Source organism: Pseudomonas danubii (assembly GCF_042980055.1).
Classification (GTDB): domain Bacteria; phylum Pseudomonadota; class Gammaproteobacteria; order Pseudomonadales; family Pseudomonadaceae; genus Aquipseudomonas; species Aquipseudomonas danubii.
Genome location: NZ_CP116502.1, coordinates 3477337 through 3502222, shown reverse-complemented (window position 1 = coordinate 3502222; position 24886 = coordinate 3477337). Strand labels below are relative to the sequence as shown.

At 56.5% G+C, this 24886-nt stretch carries 26 protein-coding genes, 1 tRNA gene, 1 pseudogene and 1 riboswitch; of the genes and pseudogenes, 9 read left to right on the top strand and 19 right to left on the bottom strand.

Features of this window, described 5'->3' with window-relative positions:
* Nucleotides 1-2 precede the first annotated feature (2 nt).
* Nucleotides 3-1229 carry an MFS transporter gene (locus tag PFZ56_RS16350; RefSeq protein ID WP_102882426.1) on the bottom strand — a complete coding sequence of 409 codons (1227 nt, stop codon included), beginning with the start codon at nt 1227-1229 and terminating at the stop codon, nt 3-5.
* A gap of 95 nt (nt 1230-1324) precedes the next feature.
* Here PFZ56_RS16350 and PFZ56_RS16345 point away from each other — a divergent pair, with 95 nt between their 5' ends.
* Both PFZ56_RS16345 and PFZ56_RS16340 read left to right on the top strand, forming a co-directional pair.
* Nucleotides 1325-2281, top strand: coding sequence for a LysR family transcriptional regulator (locus PFZ56_RS16345; RefSeq protein WP_102863606.1), 957 nt, complete (start codon nt 1325-1327; stop codon nt 2279-2281).
* A gap of 227 nt (nt 2282-2508) precedes the next feature.
* Complete coding sequence (locus PFZ56_RS16340) at nt 2509-3411, top strand: universal stress protein (RefSeq protein ID WP_110652612.1); 903 nt, start codon at nt 2509-2511, stop codon at nt 3409-3411.
* Here the strand turns inward: PFZ56_RS16340 and PFZ56_RS16335 are convergent.
* The gene (locus PFZ56_RS16335) at nt 3405-3551 is read right to left on the bottom strand and encodes a hypothetical protein (RefSeq protein ID WP_170002285.1); all 147 of its coding nucleotides are present in this window, start codon (nt 3549-3551) and stop codon (nt 3405-3407) included. The two genes, PFZ56_RS16340 and PFZ56_RS16335, sit on opposite strands and share 7 nt — an antisense overlap.
* A 10-nt stretch (nt 3552-3561) precedes the next feature.
* Nucleotides 3562-3916, bottom strand: a pseudogene (gene crcB / locus PFZ56_RS16330) (fluoride efflux transporter CrcB).
* Between the two features lie 142 nt (nt 3917-4058).
* Nucleotides 4059-4120, bottom strand: a riboswitch (Fluoride riboswitch).
* Between the two features lie 274 nt (nt 4121-4394).
* Between crcB and chrA the strand changes: the two are divergent.
* Nucleotides 4395-5600 carry a chromate efflux transporter gene (gene chrA / locus PFZ56_RS16325; RefSeq protein WP_110652611.1) on the top strand — a complete coding sequence of 402 codons (1206 nt, stop codon included), beginning with the start codon at nt 4395-4397 and terminating at the stop codon, nt 5598-5600.
* A gap of 314 nt (nt 5601-5914) precedes the next feature.
* On the opposite strand, the gene PFZ56_RS16320 is transcribed toward chrA, so the two are convergent.
* The 4 genes from PFZ56_RS16320 to PFZ56_RS16305 all read right to left on the bottom strand — a co-directional run bounded on the left by PFZ56_RS16320 (nt 5915) and on the right by PFZ56_RS16305 (nt 10245).
* Complete coding sequence (locus PFZ56_RS16320) at nt 5915-6703, bottom strand: NAD-dependent deacylase (protein ID WP_346010527.1); 789 nt, start codon at nt 6701-6703, stop codon at nt 5915-5917.
* 224 nt (nt 6704-6927) lie between these two features.
* On the bottom strand, nt 6928-7416 hold the full coding sequence (locus PFZ56_RS16315) for an aconitase X (protein ID WP_170002283.1): 489 nt from the start codon (nt 7414-7416) through the stop codon (nt 6928-6930).
* Nucleotides 7417-7675: 259 nt separating this feature from the next.
* Nucleotides 7676-9142, bottom strand: a complete 1467-nt coding sequence (locus tag PFZ56_RS16310; protein ID WP_170002281.1) for an aldehyde dehydrogenase — start codon at nt 9140-9142, stop codon at nt 7676-7678.
* Nucleotides 9143-9339: 197 nt separating this feature from the next.
* Nucleotides 9340-10245: a LysR family transcriptional regulator gene (locus PFZ56_RS16305; protein ID WP_110596821.1), complete on the bottom strand. Its 906-nt coding sequence runs from the start codon at nt 10243-10245 to the stop codon at nt 9340-9342.
* 251 nt (nt 10246-10496) lie between these two features.
* Here PFZ56_RS16305 and PFZ56_RS16300 point away from each other — a divergent pair, with 251 nt between their 5' ends.
* The gene (locus PFZ56_RS16300) at nt 10497-11618 is read left to right on the top strand and encodes a branched-chain amino acid ABC transporter substrate-binding protein (RefSeq protein WP_222933688.1); all 1122 of its coding nucleotides are present in this window, start codon (nt 10497-10499) and stop codon (nt 11616-11618) included.
* Nucleotides 11619-11775: 157 nt separating this feature from the next.
* On the opposite strand, the gene PFZ56_RS16295 is transcribed toward PFZ56_RS16300, so the two are convergent.
* Nucleotides 11776-11910: a hypothetical protein gene (locus PFZ56_RS16295; RefSeq protein ID WP_258379457.1), complete on the bottom strand. Its 135-nt coding sequence runs from the start codon at nt 11908-11910 to the stop codon at nt 11776-11778.
* Between the two features lie 104 nt (nt 11911-12014).
* Entirely contained in the window at nt 12015-13043 is a 1029-nt protein-coding gene (locus PFZ56_RS16290) for an ABC transporter substrate-binding protein (protein ID WP_170002279.1), read from the bottom strand.
* 233 nt (nt 13044-13276) lie between these two features.
* Between PFZ56_RS16290 and PFZ56_RS16285 the strand changes: the two genes are divergently transcribed.
* The 3 genes from PFZ56_RS16285 to PFZ56_RS16275 all read left to right on the top strand — a co-directional run bounded on the left by PFZ56_RS16285 (nt 13277) and on the right by PFZ56_RS16275 (nt 15442).
* Entirely contained in the window at nt 13277-13675 is a 399-nt protein-coding gene (locus PFZ56_RS16285; protein ID WP_262379484.1) for a LysR family transcriptional regulator, read from the top strand.
* An 8-nt stretch (nt 13676-13683) separates the two neighbouring features.
* Nucleotides 13684-14193, top strand: coding sequence for a LysR substrate-binding domain-containing protein (locus tag PFZ56_RS16280; protein ID WP_262379483.1), 510 nt, complete (start codon nt 13684-13686; stop codon nt 14191-14193).
* A 94-nt stretch (nt 14194-14287) separates the two neighbouring features.
* Nucleotides 14288-15442 (top strand): alpha-hydroxy acid oxidase, encoded by a 1155-nt coding sequence (locus PFZ56_RS16275; RefSeq protein WP_170002277.1) that lies wholly within the window; start codon nt 14288-14290, stop codon nt 15440-15442.
* 327 nt (nt 15443-15769) lie between these two features.
* On the opposite strand, the gene PFZ56_RS16270 is transcribed toward PFZ56_RS16275, so the two are convergent.
* The 9 genes from PFZ56_RS16270 to thrS all read right to left on the bottom strand — a co-directional run bounded on the left by PFZ56_RS16270 (nt 15770) and on the right by thrS (nt 23234).
* Nucleotides 15770-15846, bottom strand: a tRNA-Pro gene (locus PFZ56_RS16270).
* Nucleotides 15847-15934: 88 nt separating this feature from the next.
* Nucleotides 15935-16291, bottom strand: coding sequence for a MerR family transcriptional regulator (locus PFZ56_RS16265; RefSeq protein ID WP_007920509.1), 357 nt, complete (start codon nt 16289-16291; stop codon nt 15935-15937).
* Nucleotides 16272-16574, bottom strand: coding sequence for an integration host factor subunit alpha (gene ihfA / locus PFZ56_RS16260; RefSeq protein WP_002553164.1), 303 nt, complete (start codon nt 16572-16574; stop codon nt 16272-16274). Before ihfA ends, PFZ56_RS16265 begins: the two co-directional genes overlap by 20 nt.
* Nucleotides 16575-16577: 3 nt before the next feature.
* Complete coding sequence (gene pheT, locus PFZ56_RS16255) at nt 16578-18956, bottom strand: phenylalanine--tRNA ligase subunit beta (RefSeq protein WP_170002275.1); 2379 nt, start codon at nt 18954-18956, stop codon at nt 16578-16580.
* Between the two features lie 35 nt (nt 18957-18991).
* Nucleotides 18992-20008 carry a phenylalanine--tRNA ligase subunit alpha gene (gene pheS, locus PFZ56_RS16250; RefSeq protein ID WP_170002273.1) on the bottom strand — a complete coding sequence of 339 codons (1017 nt, stop codon included), beginning with the start codon at nt 20006-20008 and terminating at the stop codon, nt 18992-18994.
* 110 nt (nt 20009-20118) lie between these two features.
* Nucleotides 20119-20475, bottom strand: coding sequence for a 50S ribosomal protein L20 (rplT, locus tag PFZ56_RS16245; RefSeq protein ID WP_016963673.1), 357 nt, complete (start codon nt 20473-20475; stop codon nt 20119-20121).
* 30 nt (nt 20476-20505) lie between these two features.
* Nucleotides 20506-20700: a 50S ribosomal protein L35 gene (gene rpmI, locus PFZ56_RS16240; protein WP_002553160.1), complete on the bottom strand. Its 195-nt coding sequence runs from the start codon at nt 20698-20700 to the stop codon at nt 20506-20508.
* Nucleotides 20701-20760: 60 nt separating this feature from the next.
* The gene (gene infC / locus PFZ56_RS16235; RefSeq protein ID WP_169893379.1) at nt 20761-21312 is read right to left on the bottom strand and encodes a translation initiation factor IF-3; all 552 of its coding nucleotides are present in this window, start codon (nt 21310-21312) and stop codon (nt 20761-20763) included.
* Nucleotides 21312-23234: a threonine--tRNA ligase gene (gene thrS, locus PFZ56_RS16230; RefSeq protein ID WP_102863610.1), complete on the bottom strand. Its 1923-nt coding sequence runs from the start codon at nt 23232-23234 to the stop codon at nt 21312-21314. Before thrS ends, infC begins: the two co-directional genes overlap by 1 nt.
* Nucleotides 23235-23620: 386 nt before the next feature.
* On the opposite strand from thrS, the gene PFZ56_RS16225 reads away from it, so the two are divergent.
* Together PFZ56_RS16225 and PFZ56_RS16220 are read left to right on the top strand one after the other, a co-directional pair.
* Nucleotides 23621-23920, top strand: coding sequence for a hypothetical protein (locus PFZ56_RS16225; protein ID WP_102882483.1), 300 nt, complete (start codon nt 23621-23623; stop codon nt 23918-23920).
* A gap of 292 nt (nt 23921-24212) precedes the next feature.
* Nucleotides 24213-24425 (top strand): cold-shock protein, encoded by a 213-nt coding sequence (locus PFZ56_RS16220; protein ID WP_003179963.1) that lies wholly within the window; start codon nt 24213-24215, stop codon nt 24423-24425.
* A gap of 70 nt (nt 24426-24495) precedes the next feature.
* Here PFZ56_RS16220 and PFZ56_RS16215 read toward each other — a convergent pair whose 3' ends face one another.
* Complete coding sequence (locus PFZ56_RS16215; RefSeq protein WP_110596815.1) at nt 24496-24807, bottom strand: I78 family peptidase inhibitor; 312 nt, start codon at nt 24805-24807, stop codon at nt 24496-24498.
* Between the last annotated feature and the right edge of the window lie 79 nt (nt 24808-24886).

The following is a 24886-nucleotide window of genomic DNA, read 5'->3' as shown; positions in this document are numbered from 1 at the left end:
GGTCACCTCACGTATTCCTTGTTGGATGATGCATCTAGGGGGTTCACCGGCCTGGGATCGGCGACCGGTGCTTCGGGTTCGAGGGGCTTCCAGCCGCCCCAGGCAATCAGCAGCGACAGCAGTTGGAACACCACGATCAGCGCCACACAGCCCTGCCAGCCCCAATGGCTCCAGAGCAGTGCCGGGACCACAGCGCCGAAACTGCCTCCCAGGTAATAGAACGTCAGGTACAACCCCACCGCCCCGGCCTTGTTGTGGCGGGCGGTGGCGGTGGTAAAGGAGTTGGCGGCGGCCTGGGCCATAAACACCCCGGTGGAACTCAAGGCCAGGCCCAGCACGATCAGCCACAGCGAAGGCAACAGGGTCAGGGCCGAGCCGCCGACCCCGAGCAGGGCCGCGACCTTGAGCAACTCGGCCTGCGGCCGGGATTTGCTCAGGCGGCCGGCGATGGGAATCACCACCAGTGCCAGCAGGAATACGCTGTAGATGGCCCCCAGGGCCGCGGCGCCCAGGTCGAAGGGCGGCAGGCTGAGGTAGAGCCCGGCGTAAGTGAAGGTGGCCACCTGGGAGAACAGCACGCAGAAGCCCACGCCATAGGCCGCCAGCAAGGGCCGGCTGCACAGCTCGCGCAGATCCCGCATGCGGTTCTGTGCACGGCGGCTGACCACGGGCGCATTGGCCGGCAGCAGGAAATGGATGGCCACGCCGATCAGCAGACTCAGGCCGGCCAACAGCGCGAAGGCCTCGCGCCAGCCGACGTACTCGGTCATGAAGCCGGTGACGAAACGTCCGGCGAAACCGCCCAGCACGGTGCCGGCCACGTAGAGACTGGTGACTTCGGTGACGGTGCCGCCGCTCCAGCGATCGCCGATGTAGGCCACGCTGGTGGCGAACACCACCGGGATCAGCATGCCTTCGATAAAACGCCAGAACAGCAACTGGGCAAAGCTGCCGGCACAGGCCGCCAGCAGCGCCGGCAGCGCCAAAAGCAGGGACGCCAGGACCATCACCGAGCGCTGCTGGAAACGGCCGGTGAAACGGCTGACAAAAGGTGCGGTGATGGCCACCGCCAGGGTGGTCACGGTGATGCTCCAGCCCGCGTCCCTGATACTCACCTGAAAGCTCTGGGCGAACTCCTGAAGAATGCCCTGGGTTGCATACAGGTTGAGAAAGGCCGCACAACCGCACAAAAACAGGGCGATGCGAGCACAATGCTGGCGCGGATTCATGAAACCTCTCGTTTTATGACGAAAGGCCTTTATAAAATACCCCGCGACCCCAAGACCAATACCGATTTACGACCGATCAATACCCAGGGAACAGGATGCTCGATCTACGCAAGTTGCGTTACTTTCTGACCGTCGCCGAGGAGCTGCACTTTGGCCGTGCCGCCCTGCGTCTGCACCTCGCGCAACCGCCGCTGACCCGGCAGATTTCGGCACTGGAAGCCGAACTGGGGTTTCGCCTGTTCGACCGCACCAGTCGCACCGTCTCCCTCACCGCCCAGGGCCGGCACTTTTTGCCTTACGCCCGGGCCGTGCTGGAACAGGTGGACCTGACCCAGGTCATGGCCAGCAAGCTGGCCAAGGGCAGCGCCGGGCAACTGGCCCTGGGCTACGCCAGCTCGATCGCCCTGTCGGACCTGTTCAGCCAGGCGATCCAGGCCTTCGCCCAGCGCTACCCGGACGTGCAACTGACCCTAGTCGAGGGCGCGTCGGTCAGCCAGTGGTCACAGATCGTCGACGGGCGAATCGATATCGGCATGAGCCGGATGCAGCCACCCAGCGAGCAGAGCGAAATCCAGGCCCTGTCCCTGGGGGACGAACCCCTGGTGGCGGCCATCTCCAGCGACAGCCCCCTGGCCGCCCAGGATCAGGTGACCCTGGCCGAGCTCAGCGAACACCCGTTGATCCTGTTTCCCGCGGACTACGGCTCGGGGCTCAACGAGGCGATCGAACAACTCTACCGGCGCAACGGCCTGCCCCTGCGACCGGGCCCCAGCGGCCGGCAGATCACCTCGATCATCGCCCTGGTCGCCGCCGGCCGGGGCATTGCCCTGGTGCCCCGCTGCACCCAGACCCTGGCCAAAAAAGGCGTGACCTACCGACCGCTGACGGACCCCGGCGCCACGGCGCAACTGCTGGTACTGACCCGCAAGCAGGGGCGCAGCCAACTGGTGGACGCCTTCATGGGGGTGCTCGACGAATTGCTCCAGGCGCAACCGCAATCTGTGGGCGCTAGCGGCATGCCACCCGGGCCTCTGCCCCACCTCCAGCGATGAGCAGATCGTTGCCATTGACGTCGCTGCCCACGAACTCTCTGCTGTAGGCATGCACCTGCAAAGGTCTGCTAGACACTTCGACAGTCTTGGCAACTGGTCAGCCGCTGATGCAGGCGTATATTGATAGTGTCGATCCAGGTAGTTGAGGCGATAAAAGGTCGCCAATGGTGGGACAAGCGAGAGTGCTGGGGGCGCTAGCGGATAACCCGAAACGCTGGAGGTGTCACATGAGGCAATATCAACGACTCTTTCTGATCGCAGGTCCCACCATGCGTCACTCGCCGGCGATGGAGCGAGCAATCGCCCTGGCCGACGCTACGGGCGCCGCGCTGCATATCGCAGTGTTCATCGAAGACTTCGACCTTATGCGGTTAATGAGCAACAGCGAACAACTTCGTGAGAGTTGCCGGCAGGAGAACCTGCAGTGGTTGACGGATGAGGCCGAACTCATGCGTAGGCAGGGCATCAACGTGACCACCGAAGTTGCAGTGACCCGTGACCCGCTGCAAGCAATCCTTGAGCATGTGGCTGAAATGCAGCCGGACCTGATTATCAAGGACGTACATCATGAATCAGCGCTCAAACGCGTATTCGTCACACCTTTGGATTGGCAGTTGTTGCGTCAATGTCCGACCCCCTTACATCTGGTCAGCGAAGTCAGGTGTCCGCTTCCTCGGATGATTGTGGCGGCGGTTGATCCATCGCATCCAGAGGGTCAGATCAGCGGAATCAACGACAGCATCATTCAGGCGGCGAACGAACTGGCGACGCAATGTGAGGCTGAATTGCACATGCTGTATGCCTATGAACTGACACACACACATTTCTCTGATGCGGGTGCCGGCGCCGTGACGATGCCAGGCTTCAGCGACGACGTGCGCCGGTCACTTGAAAAGTGCTTCATTGCCTTGGCGGAACGCCATGGCGTGCCACCTGAGCGGCGACACTTCATTGCAGGGCCGCCAACCAAAGCGATGGCCGAATTTGCCACTCATACTCGAGCAGATGTCTTCGTAATGGGAAATACCCATCACAAAGGGGTGGACAAGCTTATTGGCAGTACTACCGAGCATGTTCTGCATCAGGTGCCGTGCAGCGTTCTGGCCATCACGGGAGAAGCGGATCAATGAACGAAAAAACCGCCACTATCGCAGCCGGCTGTTAGTGCTGATGTGGTTTTGACCCAAGTTGCGGACTTGCGCTGCCCCTTGGGTGGTCTGTGATAACGACGCTTCTGTTGGGTAAAGAAAATCACCAGAAAACCTTCCATTTTCACTTCCTCAGCGCGTACCGGTCATTTGGTAGGACAGAAGTCCTGCGGCGTGCAATGAAACCGAGCCGAGTGAACACAGCCATTTGCCCTCCTGAATCAGGGCAGCTGTCTCGGCGGAAAATGTGGAAAAGGTGGTCAGGCCGCCACAGAAGCCCGTGATGATCAGCAGGCGCCATTCAGGGCTTAGGGGGATGTGGCCAAAACGCGATGGCCAGGCCAATGATGCCGCCACCGACCATGTTCGCGACCACAGTGCCTGGCGGAATCGAGGGAAACAGGGCGTTTAACTTCATGCCCAAAAGCCAACGCCACCAAGCACCCACTGATGCGCCTAGAGCAATGACTAGAAGTGATTTCAACATGGTTGCGTGTCTCCTCTGGGCTGATGTGGCCGAGGAGATGCGGATAACCGCGCACTAAGACAGGGAGCTGATATGAGGTTTTGAGTCACCATCCTGCCCTAAATTGGCGGACAGGGAGGCACACCTACGCACCCCATCCAGGGTTCACGTAGGCATCATCAGCACAAAGGCGGTTGAAGGAGGAATGCCCTCTTCTGTTTTCATGCCATGGCAGCCACTGTAAGACTTTCAAGGTACAACGAGTTCGTATGAACTGGCTTAATGAGTTTTGACACCTCAATCGAACGCTATGGTGGCGCTCAGATTCGAGGTGTATCTCTACCGCCCCCTGGTCTACGCGGCGCAAATCGCAAGGAAAAACCACGACATGAAGATTCACGACCTTTTTTCCGCCCCCAGCTTTCGTAGACGCAGACCCGTTTGCAGCCCTCTTTTCCTCATCGTCATCAATGTCTAATTAAATGCAGAAAACGTGTGCATGAACATAAACAGCAAAGGTGACCGTCGACCGTTTTTTATATTCCTCATCTTTTTGCGCTTGGGACTGACCTCATTTGGCGGGCCCATCGCACACTTGGGGTATTTCCGCGATGAGTTCGTCACGCGCCGGCAATGGCTGACTGAGCGTAGCTATGCTGACCTGGTCGCACTTTGCCAGTTCTTGCCAGGCCCCGCGAGTAGTCAGGTTGGTATGGCGCTGGGACTCTCTCGTTCGGGCTACTCTGGGGCGCTGGCCGCCTGGGCAGGTTTCACGCTGCCCTCGGCCATCCTTCTGATCCTGTTTGCGTTAGGTATTTCCAACCATGGCGATATCATCGCGCCTGGCGTACTGCACGGCCTGAAAGTCGTGGCCGTTGCGGTAGTCGCTCAAGCCGTATGGGGAATGGCACGGAATCTATGCCCAGATGCGTTGCGTATCACGATCATGGCGATTACGACGTGTGTGGTGCTGTTGGTTCCGTCTGCATGGGGGCAGATCGGCTCAATTGTTGTCGCGGCTTTTGCCGGCGTGCTTTTATTCAAACCAGCTCGCGCCGCCGAACATGATCCACTGCCTATAAAGGTCGGTTACCGAGCAGGTTTGTTCTGGTTATCACTGTTCTTCGCTTTGCTGGTCGGCTTACCGATAATGAGCCAGATGCTACTCAGTCAGACGCTCTCCATGGTAGATGCATTTTATCGCTCCGGGTCTCTGGTGTTTGGTGGTGGTCATGTGGTGTTGCCATTGTTGCAGGCCGAAGTAGTGCCTTCAGGCTGGGTCAGCAATGAAACCTTTCTTGCCGGGTATGGTGCAACGCAGGCTGTTCCTGGGCCGCTTTTGACCTTCTCGGCATTTCTAGGTGCTTCGATGAGCGTCGAACCCTCTGGCTGGGTCGGCGGGTTCATTTGTTTGCTAGCCATTTTTCTGCCGTCGTTTCTATTGATCGTTGGTACGTTACCGTTTTGGGAACAACTGCGGCGCAGCGTACATATCCAAGCGGCGTTGCTTGGGATCAATGCGGCGGTGGTTGGTTTGCTTCTAGCGGCGCTGTATCAGCCTGTATGGACGAGCGCGATCCTTAAGCCACAGGACTTCGGTTTGGCATTGGTGTGCCTGGTCGCGCTGATGTTTTGGAAGCAACCGCCCTGGTTGGTGGTGATCGGTGGTGGTGTAGCCGGATGGGTGCTGAGTGCCATGCTTTGACAGTCTTTCAAACTCCGTAGGGCTTTCTCGTCCAGTTGGAATGCCCTTCTATAGCGTCCTTGCCATGGTCAGGGAGTTGGCCAAGTCGGTAATCGAGAAGCAGCGCGGAAAGCATCCGCTCTACGCGTTCCCGCTTGGCAAGCCTGATGGCGAGGGGAATGAAACGACGTTCCACCACATGAATGACTCAGCCTGGAAGAAGGCCAGGGTCACTTGGAAAGTCACGATGGCAGAAACAACTGCGGTGAAGGGTTATAAATCCGCGCGGAGCGGTTCAGTTTGGAAAGCCTCATGCTCGTCTCGTGCCTGGTTTCCTAGATAGATCCATCAAGCTGTGACGTTGTCGCCCCCCCGACCGCCAGGAGCAGCTCGGGCAATACCACACCAGCACTTCCTTTCAGCATTATCTCGTCCGCGCCAATCCATCCAACCTCCTCAAGGTTGACATGGATCACCGCAGCCCCGGCTGCGAGCGCCATTTCCGGAATGCCAGCTGCCGGCATGACTACGCCGGAAGTCCCCACCGAAATCAGCACATCACAATCTCTCACGAGCCGTACGGCGGACCGCCAGGCGTCCTCGGGCATCTTCTCCTTGAACCAGACCACCCCTGGCCGAAGCCTTTCGTTGCAATGCTCACACCGAGGAGGCTCGATCCACTGTCCTTCCTCAGAAACCCTCAGCTGGTCAGGTGTTAATTCGCCTGGCCGGTGACACGCAAAGCATTTCGCGTCCATCAAGCTGCCATGAACATGAACCACGTCCAATGAACCTGCCCGCTCATGCAGGTCATCGATATTTTGGGTAATGACGGACACCTCCCAGCCGGCATGTTGAAACCGGGGAATGCACAGGTGGGCCGCGTTTGGCTTTGCCCCGCTGACCTGGTGCCGCCGCCACAAGTACCAGCCCCATACGAGAGCCGGGTTATCCCGAAAGGCGTCCGCTGTTTCCAGGCGTTGAGGGTCGTGCTTCGCCCATAACCCAGTTAGTTTGTCGCGAAACGTCGGTATTCCGCTCTCAGCCGAGATACCAGCGCCCGAGAAAAAAACGATTGTCTTGGACCTACGTAAAACATCAGCAGCTCTTTGCATTTGGCTCACGAAACACCCCTCGGCTCTGCAGCGACGAATACTGTTGAGTAAACACGGGAAAGACCTATGACCCTAGTTTAGGCACTCGCGGCTGAGCGGAAAATAAAACGCATTGACCCAGGCGAATACGATCATCCTGGCGCAGCACAACCCTCTGGGTCGCTGCGACCCTGCGATCGGGCCTGCGTGACGATGGCCGCATCCCAACGAATACGGCCACGGACTGCATCAACTTACGGACGAATCCAGGCGGGAGCTGCAGCCGGCGCCAGACCGGTACGTGCGGTCTCGGCACAGGTCGCCAGCCCCGCATAGTGAATGCCCAAGCCGGAAATTCCGGGACCGTAATGCGCGTACTTGCCGGAGTTGGTCATCAGGGAGCGGGCGTTGGGCTTGAGCAGCGGTTTTTCGATCATGCACCAGCAAGTGTCGGTCATGAACGCCACGCCGAAGGCTGCCAGGACATCGATCGCACCGGCCGCCTCGGCCTGCTCGAACACCGTCCTGCCGCAGGTAACCATGATCGAGACCTGCGGGTGCTTGCGCTGACCGGCGCACAGTTGTGCCAGGCGCTTGAACTCGTCGAGGGAAAAATGCGGGTTGCCCAGGGAGATGATGTCCACCTGTCGATCATCGGCCGAGTTCAGTTCCTGCCAACTGCGGTACAGGTCGTCACGGCTGACCCTGATGGTTTCCAGGGGGTGGGCAAGAACCTGTAGCATCGCCAGGGACAGCACTTCCGGGGTGCCCCCGAAGCAGCGGATACAGCGACTCGTCGAAATCCGCCAGCTGCGGCACCTCGATCACCACCGCCGCCTGGCGATTCTTGTCGATATGGCAGCCGCGTGGGACCTGGCCGCGTGCCGGATTGCACGCAAAGCCTTGAACCGTTGAGCCCCCATAAACCTCTGACGTGACCCGACAGCTTGTGTTGTCGGGTCCAGCAGCCTGAGTTGCGTGATAGCCAACACGCTGACGGGGTCAGCACTGCCACTCTCGAGCAGGATGGTTGATGAACACGGTCTTTGATCGGCGAAAGGCATTGAGCCCGCACAGACCTACGTCGCTTCCAAGCCCCGACAACGTCCATCCATCAACCGTCAACGCCTCGTTGTAAATCAAAGGGTTGTTGACCCAGATCAGACCTGCCTCAAGCCGATCTGCGGCCGTGATTGCTTCGGCCAAATCGCCGGAAAACAATACAGCCCCCTGCTTGCAGGGTGAACTATTAGCCAGCTCCAGGGCTTCATCAAAGTGCCGCACACGGCGAACGGCGGCTACCGGGCCAAAACATTCCTCATGGTAAATATCCATGTCATCGCTGAGCTCGGTAAGAAGGGTTGGTTCATAAAACCAGCCAATAGGGTGATCGGCGGGTATCTGTCCACCACAGACTCGTATCGCCCCTTTGGCCAATGCATCCTCCACAAGGCTTATCACTTTTTTTCGTGCTTCCTCGCTTACCAACGGTCCAATCTCCGAGTAACCACGGCTGTAACCAGTACGCAGCGCACGAACACCTTCTGCAAACCTCTCGACAAATGGGTCGTGTACTTCATCCACGACAAAGAATCGTTTTGCCGAGGTACAGGTCTGTCCACCCAGACGAAACGCGGCAGTGACCGCACAGGCTGCTGCAACATCCAGCAATGCGTGTCGCGAAACGATCACCGGAGCACTGCATCCGGTCTCGATGACACAAGGTTTCATCAGCTCCGCACAAGTCACGGCTACGGCGCTAGCTGCTGCGGCACCGCCACTAAAGGCGACAACGTGAGTAGCAGCAGACTGCACCAGCAATTGTGCCGTTAAGCCATCCCCTGGAAGACAGGAAACCAAACCCGAAGGCAATCCTCTGAAGTACTCCATGAACTTCAAAGTACAGAGTGCAGCGGTCTCTGCAGGTTTCACTATGCAGCTGTTACCTGCGGCCAATGACGCCGCTACGGTTCGGCACATCAATAGCAGCGGCTGACTGACTCCGAGAATATGCACACTGATTCCATAAGGCTCATAGTGCCTGTGTTGCAGCGTCAGAGACCGCAAACTACTGGGGAAGTCATTGGACCCTTCACTGGCCAGTTCGGCGTAGTGTCGAAAAACCCGTGCACAACCGGCCAGCTCAGCCATAGCGTCAGAAAATGACCTTCCCGTCTCCGCCCCCATCAGGCAAGCAACCTCAAGGCCATGCTCAACTGACTGCTCGATGGTCTCGGCGACTTCATGCAGTAACCGGCCACGCGCCCTGCCGTCGAATGCTCGCCACTCGATGCGTGCAGCGTCGGCGACGGCGATAGCCGCGTCGACGTCGGCTTTATCACATAACGGGATGACTCCAATGCGCTCCAGCGTCGCCGGATCGAAAACTTCCCGTGTGCGACGACTAGCAGAAGGCAAATACCCAGGATTGACGAAATACAGAACCGCGTCAGCGTGAGCAGTGTTCATCGAAGCATCCTTGTTCAAGTCATTAAGGGTATCCGTCAACATCAAGAAAAGCGGACCACCCAGACATGTTCTCCATAGGGACCCACCGGCCACAGCCGGACCAGTCAGTAAGGACGGACGCTACCAAGCTCCAGCTGACAATTCGATTTCACAGAGCTTACCTTCAGGTAACCAGATAATTGACCGTGGCTAGAACGCTAGGGGGCAATGCTTTCCAAGGCTTGCAGGTAGTGATCCAACAGCAGGTTTCCTGCTTGGTCGGGGCGAGTGATCACCGAAAGCTGAGTACAGTATCGGTAGTGCTCCGGACACAAAGCACGCATGCGTTCAGCATCGACCCAACGCTGAGCGTAATGGCTGGGCAGATAGCCAATGTATTCACCGCTCAGAATCAAGAACGCCACCCCCTCGCGATCGCTGGACGTCGCCATTACCTTCAGCTTCTTGGAGTACTTGATGACCTCCGGTTCCTGGGATTGAGCGATGGTGACCGCGTCACAAAGGGGTAAGCGTTCGAGGATCGAGCTTTCATCCTCAACCCCGAACAGAGGGTGTTCATGGCTGCAATAAAGCTGCGACTCCTCGGCATACAAGGGTCGATAGTCCAAGCCATTCACTCTGTGAGTAGTGGGTATCGCGCCAATGTGGAAATGACCATCGAATACGCCGCGGGCCACGCTGCTTGGCGTCGTCATATGCACATTGACCTGAATATCGGGCCCTTTGGCCCTGAGAATCTTGAGTGCCTCAGTCATTCGCATGTGAGGCGATGTCACCAGATTGTCAGTAATTCCAATGTTGAGCTCCCCCCGCAGTTGAGTGGTGGCGGAGTTCACCTGGGTGCGAAAATTGCCTATGGCCGCGAACAGCTGGAGTGACGCGTCGTAGATGCTCTGCCCGGCAACCGTCAAAGCGAAACCACTGCGCCCACGTTTGCAAAGACAAACACCCAGACGGCTTTCCAGATTGGCCATGCTCAAACTGATAGCCGCACGACTGATATTCAGCTCTATCTCGGCAGCGGAAAATCCGCCGCACTCAACCACCGCGCGAAACACCCGCAGCAACCGAATATCGATGTCACTTACCTGACCCACTCTCATAAGAGACCTCCGCAGCCAAGCCACAAGGTTCAGAACATCCAGCGAGCCGGCACTATAGAGGTGCCACCGCCCTTGTCGCCATGCTTCAGCAGACAGATCAGAAACGGCTTAGATAGGTAAGCCTCTGGTTACCTGAAGGTAAGACAAGAGCCATTCTTTAATTCCTTCGAGTTACGTAGCTTGGTCCTCCTGATCCGGCCGATAAATGTCGGCTTGGACTGCGTATTGAGTTCATACATCAAGCAAGGAGCATGACGATGAAATCGATGGCAGGAGCAACGGCTCTGGTATTGATGCTCAGTTCATCACTGGCGGCTTATGCCGATCAGGAGATCCGCATAGGTGTAGCCGGCCCCTTCACCGGCAGCTACTCCAGGCTGGGCGCGCAGGTCTGGAACGGCACCAACGCAGCGGCCAAACAGATAAACGCCGCGGGCGGCATTAACGGCAAATTGATTGTCCTGGTCAAAGGAGACGATGCCTGCGAACCCAAGCAAGCGGTGGCGGTAGCCAACCGGATGATCGATACCGACCATGTACAGGCCGTCATCGGCCACGTCTGTTCCTCCTCCACCCTCCCCGCCTCGGAGATCTACTCGGACGCCAACATCCTGATGATGACTCCTGCATCTACTGCCAACACCATCACTGAGCGTGGCCTGGACACTGTGACCCGAATGGTCGGACGCGACAGCCAGCAAGGTGAGGTTGCTGCCAATTATCTACATGAACAACTCCAGGCCAAACGCATCGCCATCGTGCATGACAAGGACTCCTACGGCATGGGAGTAGCCCTGGCCGTACAACAGCGCCTGGGAGAAATGGGGATCAAACCTGTCCTGTTCGAAGGCCTCACACGCGGCGAGAAGGATTTCAATGCCCTGGCCACCAAGATCAAGGGCTTGCAAGTGGACGCGGTCTTTTATGGTGGTGTCGCCGTGGAGGCTGGCACCCTGGTCCGACAGATACGCGAGTCGGGGGTCGACGCTCCCTTTGTGGCTGGCGATGGCATCGCCTCCGATGACTTTCCGGTTGCGGCCGGTGGTGGGCAGTTCATCAAGGGGGTCTTGATGGTCTTCGGCCAAGACGCACGACAAAATATTGAAAGCCAGATGGCAGTAGCCGCGTTGCGCAAGGAGGGATTCGAACCTCTGGGATACACGCTGTATGCCTACGCGGCGCTTGAAGCCATTGCTCAGACCATGCAAGCCACCCAATCCCATGACGGCGCGGTACTGGGACAGTGGCTAAGGGACAACAGTGTAAAAACCGTTGCTGGCAATAAGCGCTGGGACGCCAAGGGAGACCTGGCGACGCCTGACTTCGTGATGTATCGCTGGGATGATCAGGGCGAATACAGCGTCTTGCGCTGATTTTTTTTGTGGGGCGCCAAGATCAGGCGCCCCACAATGAGGCAAGGACATTGCCCTGACGCAGGATACTGCGCAAACGATATCCATCAGACGGTTTCCCGGTCGCTGATCCTCAGCTCAGGCGCCAACGTGGACAAGCTGCTTGAGCCCTCCAGACTCAGAGCAGCGTATCGCCTAACTTGATACCGAAGCCCTCGTTATACAGCGATGGATTTGGCTCGTTGGTGAACGACATGTTGGGCTTGAACACATGCTCGCCCATGGCGTTTTGAATCGGAAAAGCTGTGAGCATGGAAATCCCCTCTGGAACTCAGCTCTCGGGCATGAGCTGTCCGCACCGTTTACTGTTCTGTGTGCGTATCCTCTGCCCGACACTTCAGTGCCGGGCAGTCTGCTTTACCGCGCAGCCCAAGCGTTAAAGCGCTCTTCAAGCTCTGTTCCGTGATCAATCCAGAAGTCGCTATCAACCTTCAGGGCCTGAACCATGTTCTGCTCAGAGCTCGGAAAACTATTGCGCGTTTCGGGAGCGATCAGTTCCATGGTCTGCTTATGAGTGGGACCGTTGAACATCTTTTCGGCGAATATCTTTTGCTGCTGCGGCAAGCTCGCGAAGGCTATGAATTTCAGCGCTGCTTCCTGGTTCCGGCTGCCTTTGACTATGGCCCAGCTATCCATGTCATAGAGACTGCCATTCCACACTAACGGGAAGTCGTATCCCTCCTTTTGGGCACTGATTGCCCGGGTGATGTACACAGACGTCATGCTGACATCTCCAGCCGCCAGCCATTGCATCGGCTGAGCACCTGACTCCCACCACTGTATCTGTGTTTTGATCTGGTCCAGTTTGCGAAAGGCCCGGTCTACGCCACCGGGTTGTCGCAGCACCTGATAAACCTGATCACGTGGTACGCCGTCGGCCATCAGGGCGATTTCCAGAGTCAGCTTCGCGCCTTTGCGCAGAGCCCGCTTGCCAGGAAAGCTCTCCAGATCCCAGAGGTCCGCCCATTCTTTTGGGGCTTTCGACACCGCTTTAGGGTCATAGACCAGAGCCGTAGACCAGATAAAAATACCGACCCCACATTCGCTTACCCCGTCTTCGACGAAGTCCTCCTTGCGCACTCCGGGAATCGCCGGCAAGCGCTCGAACAGCCCCTCCTCACATCCTCGTTGCAACTCGGCATGGTCGACTTCAACCACATCCCAGGTAACGCTTCGGGTATCCACCTGAGCTTTGATCATGCCGATTTCGCCGTTGTATTGCGCTGCTCGCACGACCACAGACTGCTGCTTCTCAAAAGGCGTGTAGAACGCCTCCTGCTGAGATTTTTTGTTTATTCCACCCACGGAGACGACCGTCAGTGCCTCGGCTTGGGCGCAAGTACCTAGGGCGACCAGGGTCAGGCTGGCTATCGCAGTTTTAAACATGGCAGATCATCCTTTTTCTGGTTTAAAAAACCTCGAAGAGGATGCTAACCAACGCGACAACGCAGCAGCGGGAATAAAAAGCTCAATCTACGGGAATCTTTTTCCTCCGCCGCCGTGCGGGTAGAACGACTCAAATCACTCAGGGACCGTAAGATCGAAACCCGAATAGACCTTAAACAAGGCTAGAAAATCGAACCATCGTTCGAGCTCTGGTCGTTAGGAGGCCGTGAAGAATGAAGAGCTGCAACGACTATCGACTCCCTTCTCTCGATGCACTGCTGGCCTTTCAGACTGCCGCGCAGTTGAAGAGTTTTGAGCGTGCAGCCCAAGCACTGTCGCTGACCGCAAGCGCACTACGAAAACGTATAGCGGGTCTTGAGCAACTGCTTGGCTTGGTGTTGTTTGATCGTCAAGGCGGAACCCTCGCGCTGACGGCGCAGGGGCAAATGTATCTGGAGCAACTCACCCCCGTACTGACTCAACTGATCGCCATACCGGTGCATCAACGCCCGGCACAACGCAGGCAGCGCCTGACACTCAGTTGTCCACCCACGTTTGCCCGTCAGATCCTCATCCCCCGCCTTGCAGAACATGCCAACATTACCCGGACATCGATCTGGAAATTCAACTAAGCGCTCCCATGTCTGGTACAGAAGCACCGCTGCGAGACATCCAGGTATCTGGAGAAAGCGCCACCGTGGAGCCTCAACACAGGCTACTCGACGAGCTTTTGCAGCCCTTGGCTGCGCCAGAGCTGCTGAGCCGTTACCCAGACATACGGCTACCGCAGGAGCTCGCCTGCCTGCCGCTGATGCGCTCACCGCTAGAGCCCTGGCAACCCTGGTTTCAACAAGCGCACCTGGCCTTGAGCGAGCCAGACCAGGGACCGTCCTTACTGGATCTGGGGATGATGCTAGAGGCTGCGGCCAACGCTCAGGGGGTCGTCCTCGCGCGCCCCTCGCTGGCTCGTGATTGGCTGGAAAGTGGGCGACTGGTCGCGGTCGGCAATGTTCGTAGTGTTCCTTCCTACCACTACCAACTGCACATGCATCAGCGATCAGAGGCCGCACAAGCCTTCAGTCACTGGTTGACACAGATATGCCATGAGGCCGTGGAGCACGGGCAGCGTTACTTGAGTGATCCGCACTAAGGAAAAACCGGCTCGCGAGATGCGAAATTTTTTCCCTGCTGATGATGCATCAGGCGGTTAGGCTGACTCTGAACATCACTCGGGAGCAGTCCAATTGCCTATCGTTACTTGCATAGAAGACCTGCGCAAAATGGCGCAGCAGCGCGTACCACGCATGTTCTATGACTACGTCGATGGAGGCTCTTGGACCGAAAGTACCTACCACGCTAACCAGGACGATTTTGCAAAGATCAAACTGCGCCAGCGCGTTGCAAGAAATCTCGAAAATCGATCGCTTAAAGCTAATCGACTGGGCATTGATATGGCTATGCCGCTGGCCATAGCACCTACCGGATTGGCTGGGATGATCCATGCGGATGGTGAAATCCTTGCGGCGCGTGCTGCGACTGCGGCCGGTATTCGCTACACACTCTCAACGGTCAGCATTTGCTCACTGGAAGACGTCGCCGACGCAATCGAGGCACCTTTCTGGTTTCAACTCTATGTGATGCGCGATCGTGAGTTTGTGGGCCGCCTGATTGACCGGGCTAAAGCCGCAGGCTGCGATGCCCTGGTGTTAACTCTGGACCTGCAATTGAGCGGTCAACGACATAAAGACCTGAAAAACGGACTGAGTACCCCGCCACGCCTCACTCCCGCCAGCCTCTTGAACATCCTGACTAAACCACGCTGGATCAAAGGCATGCTGAGCACTCGCCGTCACTACTTCGGCAACATCATGGGACACGTTGACGGCGTGGATGACTTGCGTCAGTTGGCCGATTGGACCTACGAGCAGTTCGACCCAACGCTGTGCTGGGACGACATCAAGTGGATCAAGGATCGCTGGGGCGGAACACTGATTCTGAAAGGCATTCTCGATGTTGAGGACGCACACCTGGCCGTTGCCAGTGGCGCAGATGCACTGATAGTTAGCAACCACGGCGGGCGTCAACTCGATGGAGCTCCTTCCAGCATCAACATGCTGCCGGCCATCGCTCAAGCAGTCGGCGGGCAGATTAACGTCTGGTTCGACAGTGGCATTCGTAGTGGCCAGGACGTGATCAAGTCACTGGCTCTGGGGGCTCAAGGCGTCATGCTCGGACGTGCCCATCTTTATGGACTGGGAGCAATGGGCGAAGCAGGAGTGACCAAGGCATTGGAGATCATTGCAAAAGAAATGGACCTGACCCTGGCACTTTGCGGATACACCGATGTACAGCAAATTGATCACAACATCTTGTTACCAGGAAGTTATCCGAAGCCCTGACAAATCTGAAAGCCATCGCACTCGGGCTAAGGCATAGAAGCGTCTACAAAACTCGGGACGATTCAATCCTCGAGCAAAGGGCTATCACGATAAACAACGATCTTCCAATCCTTGAGGCCGTTTTTCCCAGTGAGTCGGCCCTCAACTTTCTCGGTTGCTGGAGCAGCCACCAGAAGTAAGAGCAGGAAATACAGCAAGCCGCCCCGCCTAATTAGAGAGCTGTATACCAGCAACTCGAAGAGAAACTATGTGGGAGGAAATGTAGGAGTATTTTCCAGACATGAAAAAGCCCAACCTGTGAAGATTGGGCTAAGTCATTGAAAAATATGGTCGGGACGGAGTGATTCGAACACTCGACCCCTAGCACCCCATGCTAGTGCGCTACCGGACTGCGCTACGCCCCGACTAGGCGTGAAACCTGTTTCACTTCTCAGGAAACGTTGAGGAATATACCGCAAGCTTTTGAAAAGTGGAAGTATTTAATACGATGAATTACTTCTTGAGCACCACAAGCACATCTTCCAGCTCAGAGATCATCTGACGGATCAGTTGCTTGTACTGGGTGGTGTCGTCTTTGGCCTCATCACCGGAAAGGCGCAAGCGCGCTCCACCGATGGTAAACCCCTGATCATAAAGCAACGCGCGGATCTGCCGGATCATCAACACGTCCTGGCGCTGATAATACCGGCGATTTCCGCGGCGTTTGACGGGGTTGAGTTGAGGAAACTCTTGCTCCCAATAACGCAGCACATGCGGTTTTACCGCACAGAGCTCGCTGACTTCACCGATGGTGAAGTAGCGCTTACCCGGGATGACCGGGAGCTCGTCGTTATGACTTGGTTCCAGCATAAGCCTCAACTCGGGCCTTCAACTTCTGCCCTGGACGAAAGGTGACCACACGGCGAGCCGTGATCGGGATTTCTTCACCCGTTTTCGGGTTGCGGCCAGGACGCTGGCGTTTATCCCGAAGGTCGAAGTTACCGAAACCGGACAATTTGACCTGTTCGTTATCTTCGAGAGCGTGCCTGATTTCTTCAAAGAAAAGCTCGACCAATTCCTTGGCCTCGCGTTTATTCAGGCCTAGCTCTTCGTAGAGACGTTCGGCCATTTCAGCTTTCGTCAGAGCCCCCATACGTCACTTCCTTAACGTGGCGTTCAACCTTTGTTCGAGCGAGGTGAGGATGTTTTGTGTCGTGGAGTTCACCTCATCGTCATTAAGAGTGCGCGATGGATGCTGCCAGGTCAAGCCGACGGCAAGGCTTTTTCTATGCGGATCAATGCCTTTACCCTGATAGACGTCAAAGAGCCTGAGGTCTGTCAGCCATTCGCCTGCATTTTCACGAATTACGTCCAGTACTGCGCTCGCCGCCACGTCACGATCCGCCAGCAATGCCAGGTCACGGCGTACTTCTGGGAAACGCGAAAGCTCGTGGAACTTAGGAAGACGACCTTGAGCCACCTCGCCCAGAACCAGCTCAAACACGTAAACCGGACGATCCAGGCCGAGGTTTTTTGCCAGTTCCGGGTGAATAGCCCCCAGATAACCGACCTCACGACCATCACGCTCGATACGCGCAGTCTGGCCAGGATGCAGCGCAGGATGCTTGCCCGGAGCAAAAGTGAATTCATCCAGTGCGCCAGCAAGGCCCAGCACTGCCTCGACATCTGCCTTGACGTCAAAGAAGTCGACACCGTCGCGACCTTGCGCCCAACCTTCAGGCAAGCGACTGCCGCAAACGACGCCGGCCAACATTGGCTGCTGCTTCAAGCCTTCCAGTTGACCGATAAAGCGCAAGCCGCTTTCAAACATGCGGACGCGATCTTGCTGACGGTTCAGGTTGTGCTGAAGTGCCTTGACCAGGCCAGGCCACAAAGAAGAGCGCATGGCCGCCATGTCAGCCGAAATCGGGTTGGCCAATAGCAGCGGTTCAACACCTGGATTGAACTGCTCAAACAATTTCGGATCGATGAAGCTGTAAGTGATTGCTTCCTGATAACCACGAGCTACCAACAGACGCCGCAGGGCAGGCAGATCACCTTGCGCTTCCGCCTTAGCCTGAGGAGCCAGACGAGCCTGCGGATAACGAACCGGCAAACGGTTGTAGCCGTAGAGACGCGCCAACTCTTCGATCAAGTCGACTTCAAGGCTGATATCGAAACGGTGGCTTGGCACTTCAACGCGCCACTGGTCTGCACCATCAGCAGTGACTGTCAGGCCCAACGCCGTGAGCAGACGCTCGACCTCGGGACCGTCGATTTGCATGCCCAGCATCTGGGTGATGCGCTCAGCGCGCAGCGTCACAGGTGCAACAGATGGCAAGTGCTGCTCGCTGACAGCTTCGATGATCGGACCAGCTTCGCCGCCAGTGATCTCCAGCAACAAGCCAGTTGCACGCTCCATGGCCTCGCGAGCCAGCTGCCAGTCCACACCACGCTCATAGCGATGAGAAGCATCGGTATGCAGGCCATAGGAACGGGCTTTGCCAGCAACCGAAATCTGGTCGAAGAAAGCGCTTTCCAAAAACACATCGCGGGTGTTTGCGGTAACGCCACTGTGCTCACCGCCCATAACGCCAGCGATTGCCAGAGCACGGGTGTGGTCAGCAATCACCAGGGTATCGCTACGCAGGGTAACTTCCTGGCCGTCGAGCAGTACCAGTTTCTCGCCCTCTTCGGCCATGCGCACTCGAATACCGCCGTTGATTTCGGCGAGATCGAAAGCATGCAGCGGCTGGCCCAGTTCGAGCATCACATAGTTGGTGATGTCCACCGCCGCATCGATACTGCGCACGTCGGCACGACGCAAGCGTTCAACCATCCACAGAGGGGTCGGCTTGGACAAATCGACATTGCGAATAACCCGACCCAGATAGCGCGGGCAGGCCGTCGGAGCAAGCACTTCCACAGGGCGTACTTCGTCGTGCACTGCGGCAACCACTTTTACTTCAGGGCGCTGCACTTTAGCGGCATAGAGCGCACCGACCTCGCGGGCCAGACCGGCAAGCGACAGGCAGTCACCACGGTTTGGAGTCAGATCGACCTCAATACTGGCATCGTCCAGGTTCAGATAGACGCGAACGTCCTCCCCCACCGGAGCATCGGCCGGCAGCTCCATCAGACCATCACTGCCTTCACCAATCTGCAGTTCGGCTTGGGAACACAGCATGCCGTTGGACTCAACGCCACGCAGCTTGGCTTTCTTGATCTTGAAGTCGCCCGGCAGCTCGGCGCCAATCATCGCGAATGGGATCTTCAAGCCTGGACGCACGTTAGGTGCACCGCAAACCACCTGGAAGGTCTCCGCGCCGTTACTGACCTGACATACGCGCAGCTTGTCGGCATCCGGGTGCTGCTCGGTGCTCAGCACCTCGCCCACTACTACACCACTAAAATCACCGGCGGCTGGCGTTACGCTGTCAACCTCAAGACCGGCCATCGACAGACGAGCAACCAGCTCGTCACGACTCACCTGCGGGCTAACCCAGCCACGCAGCCATTGTTCACTGAATTTCATCCTGCTCTCCTAATAGATTCGTTACGGACGCGCGACTAGCGAAATTGCGCAAGGAACCGCAAGTCGTTGTCGAAGAACAGGCGCAAGTCATTGACACCGTAACGCAGCATGGCCAAACGCTCGGCGCCCATGCCGAAGGCAAAGCCCTGAAACTCTTCCGGATCGATCCCGGACATACGCAGCACATTTGGGTGAACCATGCCGCAGCCCATGACTTCCAGCCAACCGGTCTGTTTGCAGACGCGGCAACCTTTACCGCTGCACATCACGCATTCCATATCGACTTCGGCGGATGGCTCAGTGAATGGGAAGTACGAAGGACGGAAACGCACGGCCAGCTCTTTTTCAAAGAACACCCGCAGGAATTCTTCGATGGTGCCCTTCAGGTCCGCGAAATTGATGTCGCGATCCACCAGCAGGCCTTCGACCTGATGGAACATTGGCGAGTGAGTGATATCGGAGTCGCTACGATACACACGGCCTGGGCAGACGATGCGAATCGGCGGCTGCTGCGATTCCATGGTGCGGACCTGTACCGGCGAGGTATGGGTGCGCAACAGCATGTTCGCATTGAAATAGAAGGTGTCATGCATCGACCGGGCCGGGTGATGGCCTGGGATGTTGAGCGCCTCGAAGTTGTGATAGTCGTCTTCGACCTCAGGGCCTTCGGCGATGCCGTAGCCAATGTGGGTAAAGAATTGCTCGATACGCTCCAGGGTCCGCGTAATCGGGTGCAGACCGCCAGAGGTCTGGCCACGGCCCGGCAGAGTTACGTCAATGCACTCGGCAGCGAGTTTGGCGCTGAGTTCCGCCTCCTCGAAAGCAATTTTGCGCGCATTGAGAACCTCTGTTACACGCTCCTTGGCAACGTTGATCAGCGCTCCGACTTGCGGGCGCTCTTCGGCAGGCAGGTTGCCCAGGGTCTTCATCACCTGAGTCAGCTCGCCCTTCTTGCCAAGGAAGTGAACCCGGATCTGTTCCAGGGCATTGATGTCTTCAGCGTGTTGCACGGCCTCAAGTGCTTGAGAAACCAGCGCATCCAGGTTTTCCATGTACAGACTCCAGATACAAAATAGGGGAAGAGCTTGAAGGCTCTTCCCCTATTTATGACGTTTAACACCAGAGCCCACGAAAGGTGAGCCCGGATGACTGTCGGGGGTACTTAAGCCAAGGTGGCTTTAGCTTTCTCGACAATCGCAGCAAACGCCGCTTTTTCGTTCACTGCCAGATCAGCCAGAACCTTACGGTCGATCTCGATGGACGCCTTTTTCAGGCCAGCGATCAGACGGCTGTAAGACAGACCGTTAGTACGAGCACCAGCGTTGATACGAGCGATCCACAGAGCGCGGAACTGACGTTTTTTCTGACGACGGTCGCGGTAGGCGTATTGGCCTGCCTTGATTACCGCTTGCTTGGCAACACGGAATACGCGCGAGCGTGCGCCGTAGTAGCCTTTAGCAAGTTTCAGAATTTTTTTGTGACGTTTACGGGCAATGACGCCACGCTTTACACGAGCCATGAGTTACTTCCTCTATTCTTGATCCAAAAATTAACGAAGGCGCAGCATGCGCTCGACTTTTGCCACGTCAGACGGATGCAGCAAGCTGCTACCGCGCAGTTGACGCTTACGCTTGGTCGACATTTTGGTCAGGATGTGGCTCTTGAAAGCGTGCTTGTGCTTGATACCGTTAGCAGTTTTCAGAAACCGCTTAGCAGCACCACTTTTGGTTTTCATCTTTGGCATGTTCGGATACTCCGCATTCAGTTGATAAACATAATCAGAAGGCCTGCCGTGCCCTGTTGATTACTTCTTCTTTTTCGGGGCGATGACCATGATCAGCTGGCGTCCTTCCATCTTAGGATGCTGTTCGACCGAACCATACTCTTGCAGGTCAGCTTCAACCCGCTTGAGGAGTTCCATCCCCAGCTCCTGGTGGGCCATCTCACGGCCGCGGAATCGCAAGGATACCTTGGCCCTGTCCCCGTCACTCAGGAAACGTACCAGGTTGCGCAGTTTTACCTGGTAATCCCCTTCCTCCGTCCCTGGACGAAACTTGATTTCTTTAACCTGAATCTGCTTCTGGTTCTTCTTCGCAGCAGCAATCTGTTTCTTCTTTTCGAAGATCGATTTGCCGTAATCCATCACCCGGCAAACAGGTGGGACTGCGTCGGCGGAAATCTCCACCAAATCCAGCTTGGCTTCTTCAGCTATACGAAGCGCTTCATCAATCGAGACGATGCCAATCTGCTCGCCGTCAGCGCCAATTAACCGAACCTCGCGTGCCGAGATATTCTCGTTGATCGGGGCTTTCGGTGCAGCTCGTTTATCTTGTCTCATATCACGCTTAATAATAATTACTCCGAATCTTGGCGACCACGCCGGGAAACCGCTTGTGCGAGGAACGCCGAGAATTGGTCCACAGGCATCGAGCCCAGGTCTTCACCTTCACGGGTACGCACAGCGACAGTCTGCATCTCGACCTCCCGATCTCCAATAACCAAGAGATAGGGAACCTTGAGCAAAGTATGCTCGCGGATTTTAAAGCCGATCTTTTCATTTCTCAAGTCGGACTTGGCACGAAATCCGCTTTGATTGAGTGTTTTTTCTACTTCAAGGGCAAAATCTGCCTGTTTATCAGTGATATTCATCACCACGGCCTGAGTCGGAGCCAGCCACGCAGGGAACGCGCCCTCGTAATGCTCGATCAGAATCCCGACAAAACGCTCGAAGGAGCCGAGAATCGCCCGGTGCAGCATCACCGGATGCTTACGGCTGTTGTCTTCGGATACGTATTCAGCACCCAGACGGATCGGCAGGTTGAAATCCAGCTGCAAGGTACCACACTGCCATACACGCCCCAGGCAGTCTTTCAACGAGAACTCGATCTTCGGACCATAGAACGCGCCCTCGCCCGGCTGCAGATCATACGGCAACCCGGCACTATCCAAAGCCGCAGCTAGCGCATTTTCCGCACGATCCCACAACTCATCGGAACCCACGCGCTTTTCAGGACGAGTGGAAAGTTTCATCTCGATGTCCTTGAAGCCGAAGTCGGCATAGACATCCATAGTCAGCTTGATGAACGCAGCGGACTCGGCCTGCATCTGATCTTCAGTACAGAAGATGTGAGCATCGTCCTGGGTAAAACCGCGCACACGCATGATGCCGTGCAACGCTCCCGAAGGCTCGTTACGGTGGCAAGCACCGAATTCGGCCAGGCGCATCGGCAGTTCGCGGTAGCTCTTCAAACCCTGATTGAACACCTGCACGTGGCACGGGCAGTTCATGGGTTTGATCGCGTAGTCGCGGCTTTCCGATTCGGTGGTGAACATGTTCTCGGAATAGTTGGCCCAGTGCCCGGACTTTTCCCAAAGGCTGCGATCGACCACTTGCGGAGTCTTGATCTCCAGATAGCCGTTTTCACGCTGCACCTTGCGCATGTACTGCTCGAGCACCTGGTACAAGGTCCAACCATTGGGGTGCCAGAACACCATGCCCGGCGCTTCTTCCTGGGTATGGAATAGGCCCAAACGCTTGCCGATCTTACGATGGTCGCGCTTTTCGGCCTCTTCGATACGCTGGATATAGGCAGCGAGCTGCTTCTTATCCGCCCACGCAGTACCGTAAACCCGCTGCAACTGCTCATTCTTGGCGTCGCCGCGCCAGTAGGCACCAGACAACTTGGTCAATTTGAACGACTTCAGGAAGCGCGTGTTCGGCACGTGCGGACCGCGGCACATGTCGACATATTCTTCGTGATAGTAGAGGCCCATTGCCTGTTCATTCGGCATGTCCTCCACCAGGCGCAACTTGTAGTCCTCGCCACGAGACTTGAACACTTCAATCACTTCGGCTCGCGGGGTGACCTTCTTGATCACGTCGTAGTCTTTCTCGATCAGCTGCTGCATGCGCTGCTCGATAGCCGCCATGTCTTCGGGCGTGAAGGGACGCTCATAGGCGATGTCGTAATAGAAGCCTTCATCAATGACCGGGCCGATGACCATCTTAGCGGTCGGATACAACTGCTTGACCGCATGCCCTACCAAGTGAGCGCAAGAGTGGCGAATGATCTCAAGCCCCTCTTCGTCCTTTGGCGTGATGATTTGCAGGGTTGCGTCGCTGTCGATCACATCGCAGGCGTCGACCAGCTTGCCATTGACCTTGCCGGCCAGGGTGGCCTTAGCCAAACCTGCGCCAATAGATGCAGCGACCTCGGCTACGGATACCGCATGATCGAATGAACGTTGACTGCCGTCGGGAAGAGTAATGGTGGGCATGGCGCCTCCTCTCCTAGTGGTGACCCCTACCAAAGGTCACGTGGGTTGGGATGAGCCAGTACGCGATTCAGTCCGGCCGTTCTGTAACAAACGCCTGCCTCACAGTGGCAAGAGCCTTGCGGCCAACCGGGAAACCGAACCAGAGTGACTGGGGTTCAAATCAAAATTAATGAGGCATAGACCGCGAGGGAGAAGTGCAACACCCAAAGCTTGAAAACACCCAAGCCGGGCATGCTAGCACAGATAAATCGCAAGCACCGCGCAGCAAGTTTCCCAAAAGATACTTTCCGGTCTTTTATTGAAGAAAGTGAACTTGCGATGTACGCCGAACCTCAAATACCAAGAGAATCGTCGTCCTTGCTATCGACCTCAGGAGAACTCGACTCATGCGCCTTACCCAATTGCTTACCCTTGCCGCCCCACTCGCCCTGCTCCTGCCCTTGAGCGCACAAGCTGCATGGCCTGCCGGAGCTCGTGCCGACTATATGAAGGATTGCACTGCAGCAGCCAGCCAAAGCATCGACGCCAAAAGCGCCGAGAAACATTGCGCCTGCGGTGCAGAGAAGCTGAATGAAAAATTCACCACCGATGAAATCAAGGAGCTGATGAGTAAATCCAAGCAACCTAGTGCAGAACTGAGAACCCGAGCCCTGGACGCCATCGCTGCTTGCCGAGTGGTCAAATAACCAACCACCGCTCGAAACAGGCTGTACCAAGGCCTGTCAGCAGGCCTGAAACGCGGTTTTTTTCACAATTTACGCAGCTTTTACGGGTTTTTTTATCACCGTTTGTTTTCCGCGAAAGCCCCTTAAACCGGGGCCTACAGGCAAATCGAACGGCAAAATACACGGACACATCGGGCAAAGAGCACCTACAGGGGGCTCCCAAGCCGAACATTTCGACTATGATAGCTCGGTGTGCCCAGTTGGCCTGAGCAGCACAGCACTACTGAAAATATATGTTTCTTGGAGATACACCATGTCTAATCGCCAAACCGGCACCGTAAAATGGTTCAACGATGAAAAAGGCTTCGGCTTCATCACTCCTCAAGGTGGCGGTGACGACCTGTTCGTACACTTCAAAGCTATTGAAAGCGACGGTTTCAAAAGCCTGAAAGAAGGCCAAACCGTTTCCTTCGTGGCTGAGAAAGGCCAAAAGGGTATGCAAGCTGCACAAGTTCGCCCTGAGTAAGTTTTCAGCGAGCTAAAAAAACCCCGTCCATGTGACGGGGTTTTTTATGCGCGGGCCAAAAACCTAAGCCTCAACCACAGTTGACCCGAGTAACCACCAGGCCGGCATCGGTATTGAGGTTCAGGCGGTCGGAGCGGTACTCCAGAGTAATCATGTCATTAGGCTTGAGGAAACGCGCATATTGCGCTCCTGCGCGAGTACGGGCCTGCTCCAGCAGTTCGGGAGAAGCCTTCTTGCCGATGGCAAATTCGGCAGCTGTTGCTTCACAACGCGTGTGCCCGGATTCAGAGGCCACAGGTTCCTTTGTCGACCCGGTGGTGCTGCATCCACTGAGGACAACAGCGGCCAACAAGGTTCCGAATGAAGCGAGCTTCCAAGGCATGAAGCCTCCTTTTCAAAATTAAGCAGAGATCGTGCGACAGCCGATTTGGCTTTTGGTTTCAAAACAAAATGGCCTTTTG